The organism is Faecalimonas sp. LCP19S3_D12, from assembly GCF_052121495.1.
GTDB lineage: Bacteria > Bacillota > Clostridia > Lachnospirales > Lachnospiraceae > Faecalimonas.
This window is the reverse complement of record NZ_JBQKED010000010.1, coordinates 39,423-58,536: the sequence shown is the minus strand read 5'-3', so window position 1 is coordinate 58,536 and position 19,114 is coordinate 39,423. Positions and strand designations below refer to the sequence as shown.

At 41.0% G+C, this 19,114-nt stretch carries 15 protein-coding genes and 1 tRNA gene; 14 read left to right on the top strand and 2 right to left on the bottom strand.

Annotated features, from left to right (window positions below; translation table 11 throughout):
* Positions 1 to 33: 33 nt before the first annotated feature.
* Complete coding sequence (locus tag ACTQXY_RS04640) at positions 34 to 1,068, bottom strand: proline racemase family protein (RefSeq protein ID WP_441658492.1); 1,035 nt, start codon at positions 1,066 to 1,068, stop codon at positions 34 to 36.
* A 385-nt stretch (positions 1,069 to 1,453) separates the two neighbouring features.
* Between ACTQXY_RS04640 and ACTQXY_RS04635 the strand changes: the two genes are divergently transcribed.
* The 13 genes from ACTQXY_RS04635 (at position 1,454) to uraA (ending at position 17,402) form a co-directional block, all read left to right on the top strand.
* Positions 1,454 to 1,551: transfer RNA gene (locus ACTQXY_RS04635), tRNA-Sec, on the top strand.
* A gap of 117 nt (positions 1,552 to 1,668) precedes the next feature.
* The gene (gene prdC, locus ACTQXY_RS04630; protein WP_441658501.1) at positions 1,669 to 3,003 is read left to right on the top strand and encodes a proline reductase-associated electron transfer protein PrdC; all 1,335 of its coding nucleotides are present in this window, start codon (positions 1,669 to 1,671) and stop codon (positions 3,001 to 3,003) included.
* A gap of 149 nt (positions 3,004 to 3,152) precedes the next feature.
* On the top strand, positions 3,153 to 5,003 hold the full coding sequence (gene prdA / locus ACTQXY_RS04625) for a D-proline reductase (dithiol) proprotein PrdA (RefSeq protein ID WP_441658491.1): 1,851 nt from the start codon (positions 3,153 to 3,155) through the stop codon (positions 5,001 to 5,003).
* A gap of 17 nt (positions 5,004 to 5,020) precedes the next feature.
* Positions 5,021 to 5,308 (top strand): CBO2463/CBO2479 domain-containing protein, encoded by a 288-nt coding sequence (locus ACTQXY_RS04620; protein ID WP_004615227.1) that lies wholly within the window; start codon positions 5,021 to 5,023, stop codon positions 5,306 to 5,308.
* 3 nt (positions 5,309 to 5,311) lie between these two features.
* On the top strand, positions 5,312 to 6,037 hold the full coding sequence (prdB, locus tag ACTQXY_RS04615; RefSeq protein ID WP_083382861.1) for a D-proline reductase (dithiol) protein PrdB: 726 nt from the start codon (positions 5,312 to 5,314) through the stop codon (positions 6,035 to 6,037).
* Positions 6,038 to 6,115: 78 nt separating this feature from the next.
* Positions 6,116 to 6,883 carry a proline reductase cluster protein PrdD gene (gene prdD, locus ACTQXY_RS04610; RefSeq protein ID WP_441658490.1) on the top strand — a complete coding sequence of 256 codons (768 nt, stop codon included), beginning with the start codon at positions 6,116 to 6,118 and terminating at the stop codon, positions 6,881 to 6,883.
* Positions 6,884 to 6,895: 12 nt separating this feature from the next.
* Positions 6,896 to 7,372 carry a glycine/sarcosine/betaine reductase component B subunit gene (locus ACTQXY_RS04605; protein ID WP_004613599.1) on the top strand — a complete coding sequence of 159 codons (477 nt, stop codon included), beginning with the start codon at positions 6,896 to 6,898 and terminating at the stop codon, positions 7,370 to 7,372.
* Positions 7,373 to 7,379: 7 nt separating this feature from the next.
* Positions 7,380 to 8,030, top strand: a complete 651-nt coding sequence (locus tag ACTQXY_RS04600) for a YcxB family protein (protein ID WP_441658489.1) — start codon at positions 7,380 to 7,382, stop codon at positions 8,028 to 8,030.
* Between the two features lie 189 nt (positions 8,031 to 8,219).
* A complete protein-coding gene (locus ACTQXY_RS04595) occupies positions 8,220 to 11,927 on the top strand; it encodes a discoidin domain-containing protein (protein ID WP_441658488.1) in 3,708 nt (1,235 codons plus the stop codon).
* An 81-nt stretch (positions 11,928 to 12,008) separates the two neighbouring features.
* Entirely contained in the window at positions 12,009 to 13,292 is a 1,284-nt protein-coding gene (locus tag ACTQXY_RS04590; RefSeq protein WP_441658487.1) for an L-serine ammonia-lyase, iron-sulfur-dependent, subunit alpha, read from the top strand.
* A gap of 5 nt (positions 13,293 to 13,297) precedes the next feature.
* The gene (locus ACTQXY_RS04585; RefSeq protein WP_441658486.1) at positions 13,298 to 14,293 is read left to right on the top strand and encodes an aldo/keto reductase; all 996 of its coding nucleotides are present in this window, start codon (positions 13,298 to 13,300) and stop codon (positions 14,291 to 14,293) included.
* Position 14,294: 1 nt separating this feature from the next.
* Complete coding sequence (gene glgB, locus ACTQXY_RS04580) at positions 14,295 to 16,079, top strand: 1,4-alpha-glucan branching protein GlgB (protein ID WP_441658485.1); 1,785 nt, start codon at positions 14,295 to 14,297, stop codon at positions 16,077 to 16,079.
* Positions 16,080 to 16,145: 66 nt separating this feature from the next.
* A complete protein-coding gene (uraA, locus tag ACTQXY_RS04575) occupies positions 16,146 to 17,402 on the top strand; it encodes a uracil permease (RefSeq protein WP_441658484.1) in 1,257 nt (418 codons plus the stop codon).
* A gap of 19 nt (positions 17,403 to 17,421) precedes the next feature.
* On the opposite strand, the gene ACTQXY_RS04570 is transcribed toward uraA, so the two are convergent.
* Positions 17,422 to 18,210 (bottom strand): Cof-type HAD-IIB family hydrolase, encoded by a 789-nt coding sequence (locus tag ACTQXY_RS04570; protein ID WP_441658483.1) that lies wholly within the window; start codon positions 18,208 to 18,210, stop codon positions 17,422 to 17,424.
* Between the two features lie 185 nt (positions 18,211 to 18,395).
* Between ACTQXY_RS04570 and ACTQXY_RS04565 the strand changes: the two genes are divergently transcribed.
* Positions 18,396 to 19,109, top strand: a complete 714-nt coding sequence (locus ACTQXY_RS04565) for an IMP cyclohydrolase (RefSeq protein WP_441658482.1) — start codon at positions 18,396 to 18,398, stop codon at positions 19,107 to 19,109.
* Positions 19,110 to 19,114 lie beyond the last annotated feature (5 nt).

Below are 19,114 nucleotides of genomic sequence, written 5' to 3'. Positions count from 1 at the left end.
AAATTATAACAGAATTATTTTGTGCTGTCTAGACTAGCCTACCTGGAAACCGTATTTCAATGGGTCTGTTCCGTCAATGAGATATGTTCCAACACCTGTCAAGTAGCAGCTTCCTGTAATCATTGGGATGACAGCATCAAAATCTGCAACTTTTGTAGTCTCTTTGATCACACCTTTGAAAGTTGTTCCGATAAAGCTTTCGTAGATAAATTCTTCGCCTACTTTGATCTCTCCCCAGTGATGAAGTGTAGCAAGTTTCGCACTTGTACCTGTTCCGCATGGAGAACGGTCGGCCATAGCATCTCCGAATACAACAACGTTTCTCATAGTTGCTTTGTCAGGATTTGGAGTTGGTCCGTAGAATTCTACAAGATCAACGGTATCAATGTCAAGCAATGGATGTTTCACTGGAATTTCTTTGTTAATGATTTCCATCAGCTTCATTCCTAATTTGGTGTACTCAGGAACTGTCTTTGGATTGATCTCTCCGATGTTTAATTTTGTTGTGTCAACTAATGCAAAGAAGCTTCCACCGAAAGAAATTGTAAATGGAATTTCCTGTCCGTCAACTGTAACAGAAAGGTTTTCTTTGTAAACAAATGCAGGAACGTTTGTCAATGTAACATTTTCTACCTTACCGTCTTTTACGATTGCCGTTGTGCGGATAAGTCCTGCAGGAGCATCCAATACAACAGAGTTCTCTCCTTCGTGAGATTCTACTAAACCAGCTTCGATGGCTACAGTGACAGCACCGATTGTACAGTGTCCGCACATGTTTAAGTATCCGCCTGTATCCATGAACATTACACCGAAGTCAGCTTCTTTGTTCACTGGTTCGCAAAGGAAAGCACCGAACATATCATGATGTCCTCTTGGCTCGAACATCAATGCTGTACGAACGTGATCGTAGTTGTGTTCCATCCATTTTTTCTTTTCAATCATTGTGTTTCCTTCGGGTTCCGGGAAGCCGCCGATTACGACTCTACAAAATTCTCCCACAGTATGAGCGTCTACTACTTGAAGTTGTGCTTCAAAACGATCAAAATTTACGTTGGCTTGTAATTTCATAATATACAACCTTCTTTCTTTTTATTTTTGTTTAATGCTTGCTCTGAATACACATACTAGTCATATCTCTAATTGATCTCCGATTGAGCAGTCTGTGACTGTGCTTACATTCAATTATAGAAAATAACTATAAATTGTCATCTGACAAAGAGTGCCTGATCGGATTTTTTGAATCATAACATCTCTAAAATAAGGTAAGAAATGATAAAAAACTAACGATTAGACTATATTCTAGTATCTAGTTCAGTTTATATACACTATTATGTCCCAAAAGGCTTGAAAAGTCAATGAAATTTTGCTAAAATAAATTTAATAAAAAATGTCTAAAAAGTGTTGAAAACTGCGGAAAATTGTGATAAAGTTAGTGAGCAACGAAATGTGATATGGGGGTAGTTGGGTGACTGGTGTGCCTCCTGGTCTTCAAAACCAGTGTGGGGCGTTAAAAGCGTCCTGGGTGGGTTCGATTCCCACATGCCTCCGCCAAAAAAGTGTTAAAAAAAAGACCAACAGAAAAAGAGGTCTGATATATAGAAAAAACCTATAACAATAAATAAGTGAGCAGAGGGTACTCGGCTTTTTACTTATATAAAAATTAAAAATATAAAGGAGAAGATTGTCATGGGAAATTTACAGATTCTACTAAGACAACATGTAGGTGCACCTTGTGAAGCGATTGTAAAAGCCGGCGACAGAGTGGAAAAAGGAACTCTGATTGCAACACCAACAGGGCTTGGCGCTAATATTTTTTCCAGTGCATACGGTGAAGTTGTTGAAGTGACGGAAGACAGAATCATTATTAAACCGGACGAGGAACAGAAAGATGAATTCGTACCAATTGAAGAAGGAAGCAAGCTTGATATGGTGAAAGCTGCCGGAGTAGTTGGTATGGGCGGTGCCGGATTCCCAACAGGAGTAAAACTTGGCACAGACCTTGAAGGTGGATATATTTTGATTAATGCAGCAGAGTGTGAACCGGGACTTCGCCACAACATTCAGCAGATTGAAGAAGAATGTGACAAAGTAATCCGCGGTGTGAAATACAGTATGGAGATTTCGAATGCTGCGAAAGCAATTTTTGCAATTAAAAAGAAAAATACAAAAGCAGTTCAGACATTGAAAGAAGCTTTGAAGGATGAGCCTGCAATTTCTATTCATTTACTGCCGGACATTTATCCGATGGGCGAAGAAAGAGCGGTTGTAAGAGAGTGTCTTGGAATCGAACTTGATCCGACACAGCTTCCTTCGGCAGCAAAATCTATCGTTATCAATGTGGAAACACTCGCAAGAGTTGCAGAAGCAATTGACGAAAGAAAGCCTTGCTTCAGTAAGAATCTTACAGTGATCGGTAAGCTTAACGGTGGAAATCAGCCACATGTATTTATGGACGTTCCGGTAGGAACATCTGTGGAAGAGCTTATTGAAAGAGCTGGCGGCATTGATGGAGTATATGGTGAGATCATCATGGGTGGACCGTTTACAGGAAAAGCAACTACATTTGATGCGCCGATTACAAAGACAACAGGTGGAATTATCGTGACAATGGAATTCCCTGATCTTCACGGAGCAACAATCGGACTTCTTGTCTGTGCGTGCGGTGGAGACGAAGCGCGTATGCGTGATATCGCAGAAAAGATGAATGCAAAAGTTGTTTCTGTGGCAAGATGCAAACAGGCGGCAGAGATGAAGAACGGCGCTTTGAAATGTGAAAGACCGGGAAATTGTCCTGGACAAGTTAAAAACAGCATGCAGTTTAAGAAAGATAAATGCCAATATATAGTAATTGGTAACTGCTCTGACTGTTCCAATACAGTTATGGGATCTGCGCCGAAGATGGGCTTGAAAGTATTCCATCAGACAGATCACGTGATGAGAACAATTGGACATCCGCTTTACAGATACTTAAGAGTGTCTAAAAAAGTAGAACAAGATATTTAGATAACGGTATAACTATCACCAGCCGAATCACATGGAAAACCCCCGATTTTCCAGAACTTAGATGAATCATCTTTGCGGAGACGGAAGAGTGATTGGGATATATACACTGGGGAAACCCGAGGACAAACAAAATAAGGAGGTAAGAAATTATGTCAATTACAGCCGAAACATGTAAAGAACATGCAAAGGATCCTGCAGTATTATGCTGTAGAGCAGAAGCAGGTATTACAATTGGCCCAGAAAACTTAGAAGATCCAACAATTTTTGATGATTTGGTGGATTCAGGGTTATTAAATTTAGATGGTTGCTTAACTATCGAACAAATCTTAGGTGCAAAACTTACAAAAACTTGTGATTCTCTTACACCGGTTACAGCTGATGTTATCGATGCTGTGCAGGTAGAGGCAGCACCAGTAGAGGAAGTTGTGGAAGAAACAGCAGCTCCGGTAGCAGCAGTTCCAGCAACAGCTACAACAACAGTATCAGGTGGAACATTAAAGATTCATATTGGAGAAGGTAAAGATATCGATATCGAGTTACCAATGGGAATCGGTACAGGTGCAGCTCAGGCAGTAGAAGTACCGGCAGAAGCTGTAGCAGCAGTTGAAGCAGCTCCGGCAGCAGCAAACAATGAAGAAGTAAAAGTTGTTAGAACACTTACAAGAAAACACTTCAACATCACAGAGGTTAAGAGAGGACCAGAGACAAAGATCGAGGGAACAACTCTTTACATCCGTGAAGGAATTGAAGAAGAAGCAGTAGCTTCACAGGAACTTGTTAACAGCTTAAAGATTGATATTATTACACCAGAACAGTACCACACATATTCAGAAACAATCATGGATGTTCAGCCAATCGCTACAAAAGACGGCGATGATGAAATCGGTTCAGGTGCTACAAGAGTGCTTGACGGCGTTGTTATGATGGTAACAGGTACAGATGCAAATGGTGTTCAGATTGGTGAGTTTGGTTCTTCAGAAGGATACTTAGACGAAAACATTATGTGGGGACGTCCGGGTGCACCTGAAAAAGGTGAAATCTTCATTAAAACTGAAGTGGTTATCAAAGAAGGAACAAACATGGAAAGACCAGGTCCGTTAGCTGCTCATACAGCAACAGATGTGATCACTCAGGAGATCAGAGAAGCATTGAAGAAACTTGATGAATCTCTTATCGTAGATACAGAAGAATTCCAGCAAGTAAGAAGACCAGGAAAGAAAAAAGTTGTTATCGTAAAAGAAATCATGGGACAAGGTGCTATGCACGACAACTTAATCTTGCCAGTTGAGCCAGTTGGTATTCTTGGTGGAAAACCAAACGTTGACTTAGGAAACGTTCCGGTTATGGTATCTCCATTGGAAGTGTTAGACGGATGTATCCATGCATTAACATGTATCGGACCAGCTTCTAAAGAAATGTCAAGACATTACTGGAGAGAGCCACTTGTTCTTGAAGTACTTCATGATGAAGAAGTTGACCTTTGTGGAGTTATCTTTGTTGGTTCTCCTCAGATCAATGCAGAAAAATTCTATGTATCAAAACGTGTTGGTATGATGGTAGAAGCATTGGACGTAGATGGAGCTTTCGTTACAACAGAAGGTTTCGGAAACAACCACATTGACTTTGCAAGCCACCATGAACAAATTGGTATGAGAGGCGTTCCTGTAGTTGGTATGTCATTCTGTGCAGTTCAGGGAGCACTTGTTGTTGGTAACAAATACATGACTCACATGGTAGATAACAACAAATCTGAATCGGGTATCGAAAACGAAGTTCTTGCATGTAACACACTTTGCCATGAAGATGCTATCAGAGCTCTTGCAATGTTAAAAGATGCTATGGCTGGAACAGAAGTTAAGAAAGCTGAAAAGAAATGGAATCCAAACGTAAAATCTACAAACGTAGAATTAATCTCTAACGTAACTGGAAAACCAATCGAGTTAGTTGCTAATGAACAGTCATTACCAATGAGTGAAAAGAGAAAAGAAAAATACGACTAAAAGCTAGGTGACGAATTATGAAATATGGCGATAAGATAATTAAGATGGAAGGCGTAATTGTGGAAGTTCATGACGGCTGTGTTGCAATAGACTTAAAAGGTCGTCTTGGATACTTGAAGATTCCGATGAGAATGCTGATTACGGACTATCCGCTTGTGGTAGGACAGGAAGTTGCATGGAACATGAGTTTTATAGAGCAGCTTGGTCCGGAAGCCAATGATAAATATGTCAGTAACCTAGATGTCTACAATAGGCGCCAGGAAGAAATGCGTGCCAAAAATGAAGAGAATAACAAGGAGGTATAAGAAATGAGTTTAACAACTGTTAAAGGAATGCAATCAGAAATTTTCGTTCCGATTACTCCGCCGATGGTATGGACTCCTGTAACAAAAGAGTTAAAAGACATGACAATTGCTCTTGCTACAGCAGCTGGTGTACACCACAAAGAAGACAAGAGATTTAACCTTGCAGGTGACTTTACTTGGAGAAAAATTACTGACCAGATGAAATCAAGTGAATTAATGGTTTCTCATGGTGGATATGACAATGGTGATGTTAATAAAGACATCAACTGTATGTTCCCGATTGATAGAATTCATGAATTAGCAAAAGAAGGATTTATCAAAGCTTGTGCACCTGTACACGCAGGTTTCATGGGTGGTGGTGGAAACCAGGAGAAATTTAAACATGAGACTGGTCCGGCTATTGCTCAGATGTTTAAAGAAGAGGGCGTAGATGCAGTTGTCCTCACAGCTGGCTGAGGTACTTGCCACCGCTCTGCAGTATTGGTGCAGAGAGCGATTGAAGAAGCTGGAATTCCTACAATTATTATTGCAGCTCTTCCACCAGTTGTACGTCAAACTGGTACACCACGTGCGGTAGCTCCGTTGGTACCTATGGGTGCTAATGCTGGTGCTCCTAACAATGTGGAACAACAGACAGCTATTGTAAAAGCAACATTAGAACAATTAGTAGAAATCCAGACACCTGGAAAGATTGTTCCATTGCCATTCGAATATGTAGCTAAAGTTTAATAAAACTTTAAAAAAGCAGATGCGAATGCATCTGCTTTTTTGATATAATAAATACATCAAACAGGAGGTGTAATAGTTATGGAGGAACAGATAAAAGATTTGAGACGTCTTGTGATTAAAGCCTACCACATGAATGAAGTGGAGTGGGGAGAACACAATGACATCACAGTCGATGGGAAGATGACGGTTAGCAAAGAGATGATCGAAGAGCTTGTAGAATCGGAACCGTTGATTGAAAAAATCGACATACAGATTATCAAGCCGGGCGAACATGATCGTTGGACAAATACGATAATGGATATTGTTCCGATTTCCACAAAAGTGCTGGGGAAAATTGGAGAAGGTATTACACATACAATTACGGGTGTGTATGTAATTTTAACAGGTGTGGATGTTAACGGGAAACAGACACATGAATTTGGTTCTTCAGAGGGTAACTTGAAAGATATGTTATATTTGAACCGTGCGGGAACACCTGGCGATAACGATGTGATTATATCATTTGATGTGACATTGGCTGCAGGAATGGGGCAGGAGAGACCGGGACCGACAGCGGCTCACAGGGCGTGTGATAAGTTTATCCAAAGTTATCGCGACAAACTGAAGAAATTCAAGGGTGATTTGTGTACGGAGCGTCATGAATATCATGACATTGTGAGAACGGGAAAGAAACGCGTGCTGATTATTAAGCAGGTAGCTGGTCAGGGTGCGATGTATGATACACATTTATTTGCAAAGGAGCCTTCGGGAGTGGAAGGCGGAAAATCGATTATTGATATGGGTAATATGCCGATTATCCTGACACCGAATGAATATCGGGATGGCATTATCCGGTCTATGCAGTAGGAGGTGTGAACTATGGGAATTGGTCCTTCGACAAAAGAGACATCGTTACATCATTTTAGAGACCCTTTGTTGGATGTGGTTTCAAAAGATACAGATGTGGATTTGATGGGCGTGATGTTAGTCGGATCGCCGGATGGAAATGAAGATAAGATGCTTGTAGGAACAAGGGCAGCGGTCTGGGCGGAGTGTATGCGTGCAGATGGTGTAATTCTTTCCTGTGATGGCTGGGGAAACAGCCATGTCGATTATACAAATACAATGGAACAGATCGGCACACGAGGAATACCGGTTACAGGGATTACTTTTAATGGTACAGTAGCGCAATTTGTAGTAGTAAATGACTATTTGGACGGGGTTGTTGATATGAACAAGAGCGCCAGTGGTGAAGAGACAAATGTAGTAGGCGAAAATAACATGACAGAGCGTGACTGCAAACTGGCACTTGCCAAATTGAAATTAAAAATGCGTCAAAAAGAGCAGAAAGAATAGAGAAAAGATGACAGTAAAATACAGGGTCAAAACAAAGCATACAAAAGAGCTTTTAAAAGAATTTGTGAAATTTTCATTTCGTGTAAATCATCCGAAGACCACGCTTCGTCTGTTCGTTATCGGTGTAGGATTTCTGATTATAGGAACCGGCATGGAGAGAGGCTCTTTGGCGATGTGGATGTGTCTGGTAATAGGTATTTTGTTGTGTATATTTGCATTTGCAAGACATCATATCGGCGTGATGCAGCTGAAAGGAAATGATGAAATTTATCAGAATGACTGGGAAGTGGATACTTCTTTTTTGGATGGGGAGATTCGAATTAAAAATAGTGGAGAGACGAAAGGATTTTCGAAGAGTTATAAGGAAGTAGCTGCTTTGTATATGGATGAAAATAATTATTACATAGGGATTGAAGGGGATAATCTATACCCGCTTCCGAGAAAATGCTTTGTAGAAGGAAAGCAGGAGGAATTTGAGAACTTCATAAAAAAGAAAACGGGGCAAAAGATGATGTATGTTCCGTTTCGCATAAAAAATAAATTTGCAATCATAAGGGAAAATATGAAAGCAAAAGAAGCAGAACACGATTTGAAATTAGAAAAGAAAAAGAATGGGAGTTGTTGCGAGGCAGATGAGAAATCATCTGAGGAGCAATAGCTCCTTTTTGTTTTGGATTGTGCATAATATACTAAAAATAGAGTTGTGTGAGAAATGACAAGTATTTTAGTTGTTTATATTGTTGAAATAAAGATAAAAATAAAAAAAGTATTGTGCTAATTGTTGGTATAATGTTAATATGAATAATAGATTTATATAAAAAATTCCAAGAAAGGAAAGGATAAGGTTATGAGAAAGAAAAAGATATTTAGTCTTTTATTAGCGGGTGCTTTGATTGGACAGACATTTTCGATGGGGGCATTAACGGCTTCAGCGGAAGAAAATCCGTTGGTCGGAAAGGAACAGTTATCGGATAACAACACGGCAGCACCGAAAAAAGATGATGTGGTGCCAAATGCAAATCAGTATGAGTACCAAAAGCAGGAATTAGCAGCTTTCTGTCATTTTGGACCAAACACATTTAATGAAATTGAATGGGGCGAAAACTACGGAGATAAAACTCCGGATGAAATCTTTAAGTTAGAAGAAGAGTTTGATGAGGATACTTTTGTTAAGACAATTAAAGATGCAGGTTTCAAAAAATTGATTGTAACAGCAAAGCATCATGATGGATTTTGTATTTGGGCAAGTGAGCATACAAAGTATGATGTGGCGGAAACGAGTTACAAAGGCGGAAAAGGCGATATTTTAGAAGAATTATCAACAGCCTGTACCAAATACGATATTGATATGGGGTTATATCTTTCTCCGTGGGATATACATGATGATAGTTATGGATATAAAAGGGCAGATGGAACTCCGTTAGTGCGTCTTGTAAATGGAAAAAGTGAGCCGATTGAAGGATTGACTTGGGAACAGGTATTTGAGCAGGATGCAAAAGACTATAACGAGTATTATAACAATCAGTTAAAAGAAATTCTTAGTAACGATAAATATGGTAATAATGGACATTTCAATGAAGTATGGATGGATGGAGCAAAAGGAAGTGGCGCCGGTTATCAGGAATACACATTCGAGAAATGGTTTGATACGATCCAACAGTATGAAGGGAAGAGAGCAGGGTTTGAATCGGATTGTATGCTGTTTGGGGCAGAGGCATACACAACTGTAAGATGGATTGGAAATGAACTTGGTTATGCCAATGAAGAGACGTGGTCTAAATCAAAAGTAGATTATGAGAAGAATACGATTGACAGTAAAAAAGTAGGAAGCTACACAGTTGGTTATGAGGATGGAAATCAGTGGACAGTACCGGAAAGCGATGCGCGTATCACATCGGGATGGTTCTGGGGAACGACTAAAAATACACCAAAAAGTGTGGAAGACCTTGCGGGAATGTATTTTAATTCAGTTGGACATAATTCTCCATTATTGTTAAACATTCCACCAAATAATCAGGGAAAAGTAGATGATGCGATTTTAAAGAGAGTAACGGAGCTTGGACAGAATATCAAAGATACATTTAAGTCCAATATAGCTGCTTATTCTACAGTGAAAGCATCGGAAGTACGTGGCAATGATGTAGATTATTCTCCGGAGAATGTGTTGGATGGAAAAGATGATACATATTGGACAGTAAATGATGGGACAACGACAGGTGAACTTGTTGTAGAACTCGGAGAGACAAAGACGTTTGATGTAGTATCTATTGAAGAAGCAATTCAATTTGGACAGAGAATCAAAGCGTTTAAAGTGGAATACAGCAATGATGGAAGTGACTGGAAAGTGTTTGATGAGGGGACGACAATTGGTGCAAAGAGATTATCTCGAGAAGGTGCGGTAAAAGCGGATAAGCTTCGTATTACTGTGACAACAAGCAAGGGAGTACCGATGATTTCTGAAGTTGGTGTTTATAAGGCAACAGCAGATTTTGAATCTCCATCATCTGCGCCAGAAGGAATGCAAGTAATCGATGAGAGAGACGAAGCCTTCAAGTTCAGTGACGGATGGACACAGGAAAATGCATCACAGTATTTGAACGGTACAAATGCATGGGCAAAGAAAGGTGCTTCATTTGAAATGAAATTTACAGGATCTAAGGTTTATCTTGTAGGCACATTAGACTCTGGGCATGGAAAAGCAACAGTTACAGTAGATGGAAAATCTACAGAGATTGATACGAATGCATCTAAGCGATCAGTTGGACAGATTATCTTTACTTCAGAAGATTTGACGGATGGAGAGCACACATTAAAACTGGAAGTTACGAACAACGATAACAAGGCAATTGGTATTGAAGGGGCCTATGTAATCAATAATGATGAACTTGGAATGATTGGTGTGGAAAAAGCAGACTATACCATGAAAGAAGATTCTGAAATGAAGATAAAATTAGTTCGCGTAGGTGGAAGCAAAGGGGAAGCAACAGTAACTGTAGCACCGAACCCTGGAACAGCGATTCAGGATGATTTTGATACGGAAGGAACGACTACGGTAACATTTGCGGACGGTGAGACAGAAAAAGAAGTTGTTGTTATTACAAGACGTAATACAAAAGAAACTGGAGATCAATACTTTACAGAGGAGCTGAGCACAAAGAATGAGAATCTGATTCTTGGATTTAATTCAAAAGCAAAGATTACAATTTTAGATCAGGAAGGTCAGCCTGTGGAAGTAACAACAGAAAAACTTCCAAAAGAGGTATATGGTGAAGTGACAGCGACTTCAGAAGAAAACACCGCAGAGCATAAACAAGGAATTGAAAACGCATTTGATGATAACTTGGATACCTTTTGGCATGCGCAGTGGGGAGAATCAGGAAAGCTTGAGAATCATGAAGGAGGAATTTCTGTAGAGATTCCATTGAAAGAAGAAAAAGAAATTGCAAAATTATCTTATCTGCCAAAGGCTGGTGATACAGGCACAATCGGTGAATATGTGATTGAAGCGGCTGTTGTTAAAGAAGATGGAAAAGAAGCTAAAGAAGCAGTTTCTTGGAAAGAAGTTTGCAAAGGAACATTTAAACGGCAGGGAAATTCTACAGATCCTCAGGAAGCGGTATTTTCGGAGAGTATAAAGACAAACCGTATTCGTTTTACAGCAAAAACGATGGTTGGTGGAGAACATCCTACAGCAAGGGAGATCGCACTTTATGAAAAAGTAGAACCGGTTATGATTACAGTTACGACAAAAGCTGGAGAAAATGGTACGATTGAACCAGTAACAGGAAAATTAGAAGCTGATGGGACAATGAAAATACAGTCTGGAAAATTAAAAACATTTGCAATAAAACCAAATGCAGGTTATGCAGTGGAGGATGTAGAAGTAAATGGACAATCAGTTGGAGCCGTGAGCCGTTATACAGTGGAATCTACAACAGATGTGACTATTGAAGCAACTTTCAAAGCCTGCAAGCATGAAAAGACAGAAGTTCAAGGTGCAAAAGAGGCAACTTGTACAGAACCAGGTGCAACAGGAGAATTAGTATGTCTGGATTGTGGTGTGACAGTGAAAGAGAGTGAAGTGATTAATCCACTTGGACACAAGTTCGGAGATTGGGAAGTAATCAAAGAAGCAACACAGACAGAAGAAGGTCTTGCCAAGAGAGCTTGCGTTGCATGTGGCGTGGAAGAAGAAAAAGAGCTTGAGAAACTTCACGTTGATGTAGATAAGTCTAAACTTCAAAAATACTATGATGAGTGTATCGGATACTACAAACAGTCTGATTACACAGCAGACAGTTGGAAAGCATATGAGGTAGCATTGAAAGATGCAAAAGCGATTTTGGATAAAGATGGTGTCACACAGGAAGAGATAGACACAGCAATCAATAAACTTGCAGACGCAGCGAAAAAACTAGTGAAGAAGACAGATTCAGGAAATGCATCTGATCAGTCAGGAAATACTCCTGTGACAGGAGATCCGGCATCTGCAATGCTTTGGGTTGCAACAGCAGCTTCGGCAGCAGCGGTAATCGGAAACAAGAAGAAAAAATAGTTTTTTACAAAAAAAGGGAGGTGAATGCCTCCCTTTTGTAGTATGATAGAGAAAATGACAGGAGCAGGGAGGTGTTTTTAGGTGAACGAATTGACAAGGCTCATCTTAGAGGATATGAAGCCAGCGCTGGGTGTGACAGAGCCTGGGGCGATTGCGTTTGCAGCAGCGAAGGCAAAAAGTTACACTTATGGAGAGGCGGAATATATTGGTGTGAAGCTTAACAGCGGTATGTACAAGAATGCATTTACGTGTGGCATTCCTAATAGCTTGGAGGTTGGAAGTGCTTTTGCGGCGGCGCTTGGTGTGATTGCCGGGAAAGATGAACTGGGATTGGAAGCGCTTTCGGATGTAATGCCAGAGGACACAAAGAGAGCAAAAAGACTCATAGAACAGGAAAAGGTAGAGGTTATTTTGAAAGATATTTCCAGCAGGATATTTATCGAAGTCAAGGTGAAAACTGCTTTTGACGAGGCGGTTGTAACAATTCAGGATGCTCATACGAATATTACCAAAATCGTAGTGAACGGAGAGACAAAGCTGGAAAAATCAGAGGAAGACAAGGAGCAGAATGTAGAAAGAGATGGGAAACAGATTCATCAGTATACACTTCAACAGTTATATGAATATGTGGATTCCGAGGATGTAGAAGAGTTGGAATTCATGTGGGAAGCGTATCATGTGAATTTAGAACTGTTTGAAGAGGGGATGAAAAGTCCGCGGACGACATTTGCCAAGTATCTGTTGAAGAAAAATGGCGGTAAAGTATTCTCGGAGGATGAACAGAGGACAGCTTCGCTGCTTTGCAATGCGGCAATTGAGGCGAGAGTTTTGGGGCTTAATAAACCGGCGATGAGCATTACCGGATCCGGAGCTCATGGAATCATTGCGACCATGCCTCTGTATGCTGCCTATAAAGTAAACGGTTATTCTCAGGAGCGGCTTTTGCGGGCGACAGCGCTAAGTTATCTGATTTGCATGTATATCAAGGAATACTCAGGAAAGTTATCTGCGTTTTGCGGATGTGCGATTGCAGCGGGAACAGGGATGACTTGTGGGCTTGTATATTTGCGTGGTGGAACGGTTAAGATGATGGAAGAGACAATCAATAACATGGCAGGAAGCATTACCGGGATGATCTGCGACGGTGGAAATCAAGGGTGTACAATGAAAGGAATTGTGGCGGTGGATGCAGCGTATCAGTCAGCTGAGCTTGCAATGGATGAGGTTTGTGTCGCGCATGTACATGGCATTGTCGGAAGGACACCGGAGGAGACTATGCGAAATATGGGTGAGATTGCATCACCGGGAATGATTGGAACAGAGAAGACGATTTTAGATATTTTACAGAGAAAGGTAGACAGGTAATCAATATGTATCAGGCAGATAAAAAACGTTATGAAGGAATGAACTATAACCGATGTGGAAAAAGTGGACTAAAATTGCCGGAGGTTTCACTTGGATTGTGGCATAATTTCGGGGACACTGGAAATTTTGAGAATATGAAACGGATGTGTTTTACGGCATTTGATCATGGAATCACCCATTTTGATGTGGCGAACAATTACGGGCCGGAGCCGGGAAGCGCAGAGGTACATCTTGGACGTATTTTGAAAGAAGAGATGGGAGCGTACCGAGATGAACTGATCATCAGCACGAAGGCAGGATATCTGATGTGGGATGGTCCTTATGGGGACTGGGGAAGCAGAAAATATGTGCTGGCGAGTCTGGATCAGAGCCTGAAAAGAATGGGTCTTGAGTATGTGGACATTTTTTATCATCACCGCATGGATCCGGAGACACCGCTTGAGGAGACAATGGGAGCACTTGACACGGCAGTCAAAAGTGGAAAGGCATTGTATGCCGGGATTTCGAATTATGATGGGGAGACGATGAAAAAAGCGTGTGCAATTTTAAAAGAATTGAAGTGTCCATTTGTCATCAATCAAAACCGATATTCGATTTTTGACCGTACGATTGAGAAAAACGGACTGAAAGCAGCCGCAAGAGAAGAGGGAAAAGGAATTATCGCGTTTAGTCCTCTTGCTCAGGGAATGTTGACGGACCGTTATTTGAAAGGGATTCCGTTGGACAGCAGAATCTGCACAGATGGAAGATTTTTGCAGGAGCAGACGGTGGAGACAAATCTGCAAAAGATCCACAAGTTGAATGAAATTGCAAAAGAGAGAGGAGAAAGTCTGGCGCAGATGGCATTGAAATGGGTGCGGAAAGATGATGATGTGACAAGTGTTTTGATCGGAGCATCAAAACCGGAACAAATTTTGGAAAACCTGAAGGTGATTGAAAGTGCTGCGTTTACGGAGGAAGAGTTAAAAAGAATTGATGAGATTGCTTTGAGGGAGAATTGAGATGAAGTTTCAGGAATTTTATGAGGGACAGTCGTTTGACGCATATGAGTATTTTGGTGCACACAAAGAGAAAGACGGGGTGATGTTTCGGACATACGCACCGGGAGCGGCGAAGGTGACGGTGTTTGGAGAGTTTAATCATTGGACAGAAGAGGAGATGCAGCAGGACGGGCAAAGTGGTGTCTATGAATTGAAAAGTGCGAAGGCTGAAGTCGGAATGATGTACAAATACTGCATTTATGCAAAAGGGGGCTGGCGTGTAGAGCATTGTGATCCTTATGGATTTGGTATGGAACTTCGACCAAACAGCGCATCGTATATTGTGGATTTGTCAGAATACCGGTTTCATGATGAAAAGTGGATGAAAAACAGAGATAAGAATTATAACAGACCACTCAACATTTACGAGGTGCATTTGGGATCCTGGAGAACAAATGAGAAGGATGCAAATGGCTGGTACCGTTATCATGAGATTGCAGATCAGCTGATTATGTATGCGAAAGAGAACGGGTATACGCATCTTGAATTTCTGCCGCTCAGTGAGCATCCGGCGGACTGCTCTTGGGGATATCAGAATACGGGATATTTCAGTCCGACGTCCCGTTATGGAACGGCAAGGGATCTGATGGAACTTGTAGACAAATGTCATCAGGCGGGAATTGGTGTGATTATGGACTTTGTTCCGATTCATTTTGCGACAGATTATTATGGGCTTGCGAACTATGACGGAACACAGCTGTATGAGTATGTGCAAAGTGATGTGACAGACAGTGAGTGGGGAACACGTAATTTTGATTATTCAAGAAGAGAAGTGTGCTGTTTTCTGCAGTCGGCGGCAAATTATTGGCTGAAAGAGTATCATTTTGATGGAATAAGAATGGATGCGATCAGCCGGGCAATTTATTGGCAGGGAGAGCCGGAAAGAGGAGTGAACCCATGTGCCATTTCGTTTATCAGAAATATGAATGCGGGATTGCAGAGATTGCATCCGAGTGCGATGTTGATTGCGGAAGATTCGACGGCGTTTCCGAAGGTCACAGCTCCGGTGGAGTATGATGGACTCGGATTTGATTATAAATGGGATTTGGGGTGGATGAATGACACTTTGAATTATTTTAAGACACCGCCGCAGGAACGGGCAGAGCACTATTATCAATTGAAGTTTTCGATGGACTATTTTTATAATGAGTTGTATTTGCTTGCATTATCCCACGATGAAGTTGTGCATGGGAAGGCGACGGTCATACAAAAGATGTGGGGAGACTATGAGGATAAATTCAGACAGTGTCGTGCGCTCTATCTATACATGATGACGCATCCGGGAAAGAAGTTGAATTTTATGGGAAATGAAATTGCACAATTCCGTGAGTGGGATGAAAGACGACAGCAGGATTGGGAATTGTTGAAATTTCCAATGCATGATGGATTTTATCATTATGTCCGGACACTGAATGAGTTGTATTGCAGAGAAAATATACTTTATGAAAAAGAGTATGACAGGGAAAGATTTTGCTGGCTTGTTGATGATGCGAAGGAACAGTCGGTGTATGTGTATGAGCGCGGGAAAGGGAAAAAGACGCTTGTGGCAGCCTTTAATTTTTCTAAAGAAAAGCAGGAATGTGTCATAGAAAAGTTGCTAAAATGCGAGAAACTCACTGAAATTCTGAACAGTGATTGGGATATTTATGGCGGGGAAACGTGCAAAAAGAAAGAGATTATATGCAACGGAAAAATTGTGCTTGCTCCTTTTAGTGGAAGAATCTTCTGGAAAGAACACATTTCATAGTGACGAAAACGGCATTATAGGATATAATGGGGAAGATTTGAAAACAAAAGAGAGAGAGGACATGAGATGGAGAATCGTAAAATCATACAGGTGGAAGAAAAAGTTCCGGCAAAGCTTCTGATTCCGCTTAGTATTCAGCACATGTTTGCCATGTTTGGGGCATCTGTGCTAGTGCCATTTGTATTTGGAATCAATCCGGCAATTGTATTGTTTATGAATGGTGTAGGAACATTGTTGTTTATTTTAGTCACGAAAGGAAAGGCGCCGGCGTATCTTGGTTCGAGTTTTGCATTTTTGGCACCGGCAGGGATTGTTATTTCTAAATTCGGTTATGAATATGCGTTGGGTGGATTTGTTGCAGTCGGCTTCTGCGGATGTATTCTGGCGGCAGTCATCTATAAATTCGGTTCGGATTGGATTGACGTTGTGCTACCGCCGGCGGCGATGGGACCGGTAGTGGCCTTGATCGGTTTGGAGTTATCGGGAACAGCAGCAACCAATGCGGGGCTGATTGGAGATCATATTGAGACAAGTAGTGTGATTGTGTTTTTAGTGACATTGGGAACTGCAGTATTTGGCTCGATTCTGTTTCGTAAATTTTTGTCAGTGATTCCGATTTTGATTGCAGTTATAGCGGGATATATTGCGGCTATAGCATGTGGAATCGTGGGTTTTTCAGAGGTTGCAAAGGCGCCGATCTTAGCTTTTCCGAATTTTTCCACACCAAAATTCAGCATAGATGCTATTCTGATTATTTTGCCGGTGATTCTTGTTATTACATCTGAACACATTGGGCATCAGATTGTGACAAGTAAGATTGTCGGAAGAGATCTTTTGAAAGATCCGGGATTACACCGCTCCTTATTTGGAGATAATTTTTCGACGATGATTTCAGGTTTGATCGGATCTGTTCCGACTACGACGTACGGCGAAAATATCGGAGTGATGGCAGTGACACGTGTGTACAGTGTGTATGTGATCGCAGGTGCGGCGGTCTTGTCGATTATCTGCTCTTTCGTGGGAAAATTATCGACTTTGATCCAAACGATTCCGGGCCCGGTAATCGGAGGAATTTCATTTCTGCTATACGGTATGATTGGAACATCCGGTATTCGTATTTTGGTAGACTCGAATGTAGATTATGCGAAATCGCGTAATCTTGCACTCACATCGGTAATCTTCGTTACAGGTTTGTCCGGGATTGCCGTGAAATTTGGAAATATCGAATTGACAGGTATGGTGCTTGCCTGTGTGGTAGGTATGATCTTGAGTTTGATTTTCTATGTGTTGGATAAATTTCATCTGACCAATGATACAGAATAAATGAAAAACTCCGAGGGCGTTATACTTTCGGAGTTTCTTTTATGATTTGCTTTAAAATCTTTTCCACACTGTCGGTCACGGCATATGCACAGTTTTTTACATCTTCCGGGGCAGTTGCCATCGCGTAGCTCTTTTTGGTCAGAGTCAGCATCTCGATGTCGTTTTGCTGGTCGCCAAATGAGACAGTCTCTTCCGGGGACAGGTGTAATGTTTCCAGTAAAGTCTTTAAAGCAGTACCTTTGTTTGAATGAAGTGGTACAAAATCAATCCAGTCCATGCCAGAAGTTACAACTTTGATCTCATTTTTAAACAATTCCTGCAGATGAGTGGCGGACTGCTGTGGTGTCACAGTGTCAAGCAGTGCGATTTTTAAAATCGGTTCCTGAATGGATGCAAAGTCATCTACCGTATCGACGTTGTTATGTACAACATGACGGATATGGTAGAGATACTCGTCGTCCCCGGATTCGATGTAGCAGCAATTGAGACAGGATACGAGCGGCTTACAGTTCGGGCATTGCTTGATTGCGTCGATAATGCGAAAGGCAAGGTCGCGGTCAATCTCAGTTATTGAGATAATCTGATTGTTGTGAATACAGACAGCGCCATTTTCGGCGATATAGGAAATCTCATCTGCAATCGGTTTGAAAAGATTACGTTCACTGGCATACTGTCTTCCGCTGGCGGCTGCGAAATGAATCCCACGTTCTTTTAATGCCAGAATAAGATCGTATATTTCAGGGTTTAATTCCTGAGCGCCGTTTTGTAAAAGTGTGCCATCTAAGTCGCTTGCGATTAGTTTTATCATAAAATCATCCTCCTTTTTTCACTCTTTGAACATTATATACTGATTTTCTGGGAAAGAAAACCCTGATATTAATAAGCATTATAAAAACTTATTAGTAAATTGTACTACAATAAGAAGGAGTTATAAGCTATAATAAAAAAGAAGAAGTCGAGAAACGATTATCACAAGATAAAAGGAGAATGTTCATGGAAATGTTATCAATCGAAAAAGAGCTACAGGGAAATGCTTATCCGGGGCGTGGAATTATTATTGGAAAGACGCCGGACGGAAAGAAAGCAGTGACTGCATACTTCATTATGGGAAGAAGTGAGAACAGTAGAAATCGTGTATTCGTAGAGGAGGGAGAAGGAATCCGCACGCAGGCATTTGATCCTTCCAAATTAACAGATCCAAGCTTGATTATTTATGCGCCGGTAAGAGTGTTGGGAAATAAGACAATTGTGACAAACGGTGACCAGACGGATACCATCTATGAGGGAATGGACAAGCAGCTGACGTTTGAGCAGTCTCTTAGAAACAGAGAATTTGAGCCTGATGCACCGAACTATACACCTCGTATTTCCGGAATTATGCACATTGAAAATGGAACATACAATTATGCAATGTCCATTTTGAAAAGCAATAATGGGAATCCGGATGCATGCAACCGTTATACATTTGCATATGAGAATCCGGTAGTAGGAGAAGGACATTTTATTCATACATATAAATGCGACGGCAATCCGCTTCCAAGTTTTGAAGGTGAGCCAAAATTAGTTGGGATTTTAGACGATATGGAGGCATTTACGGAGATGCTTTGGAACAGTCTGAATGAAGACAACAAAGTTTCGTTATTTGTGCGTTATATTGATATTGCAACAGGAAACTATGAGACAAAGATTGTAAACAAGAATAAGTAGGAGCG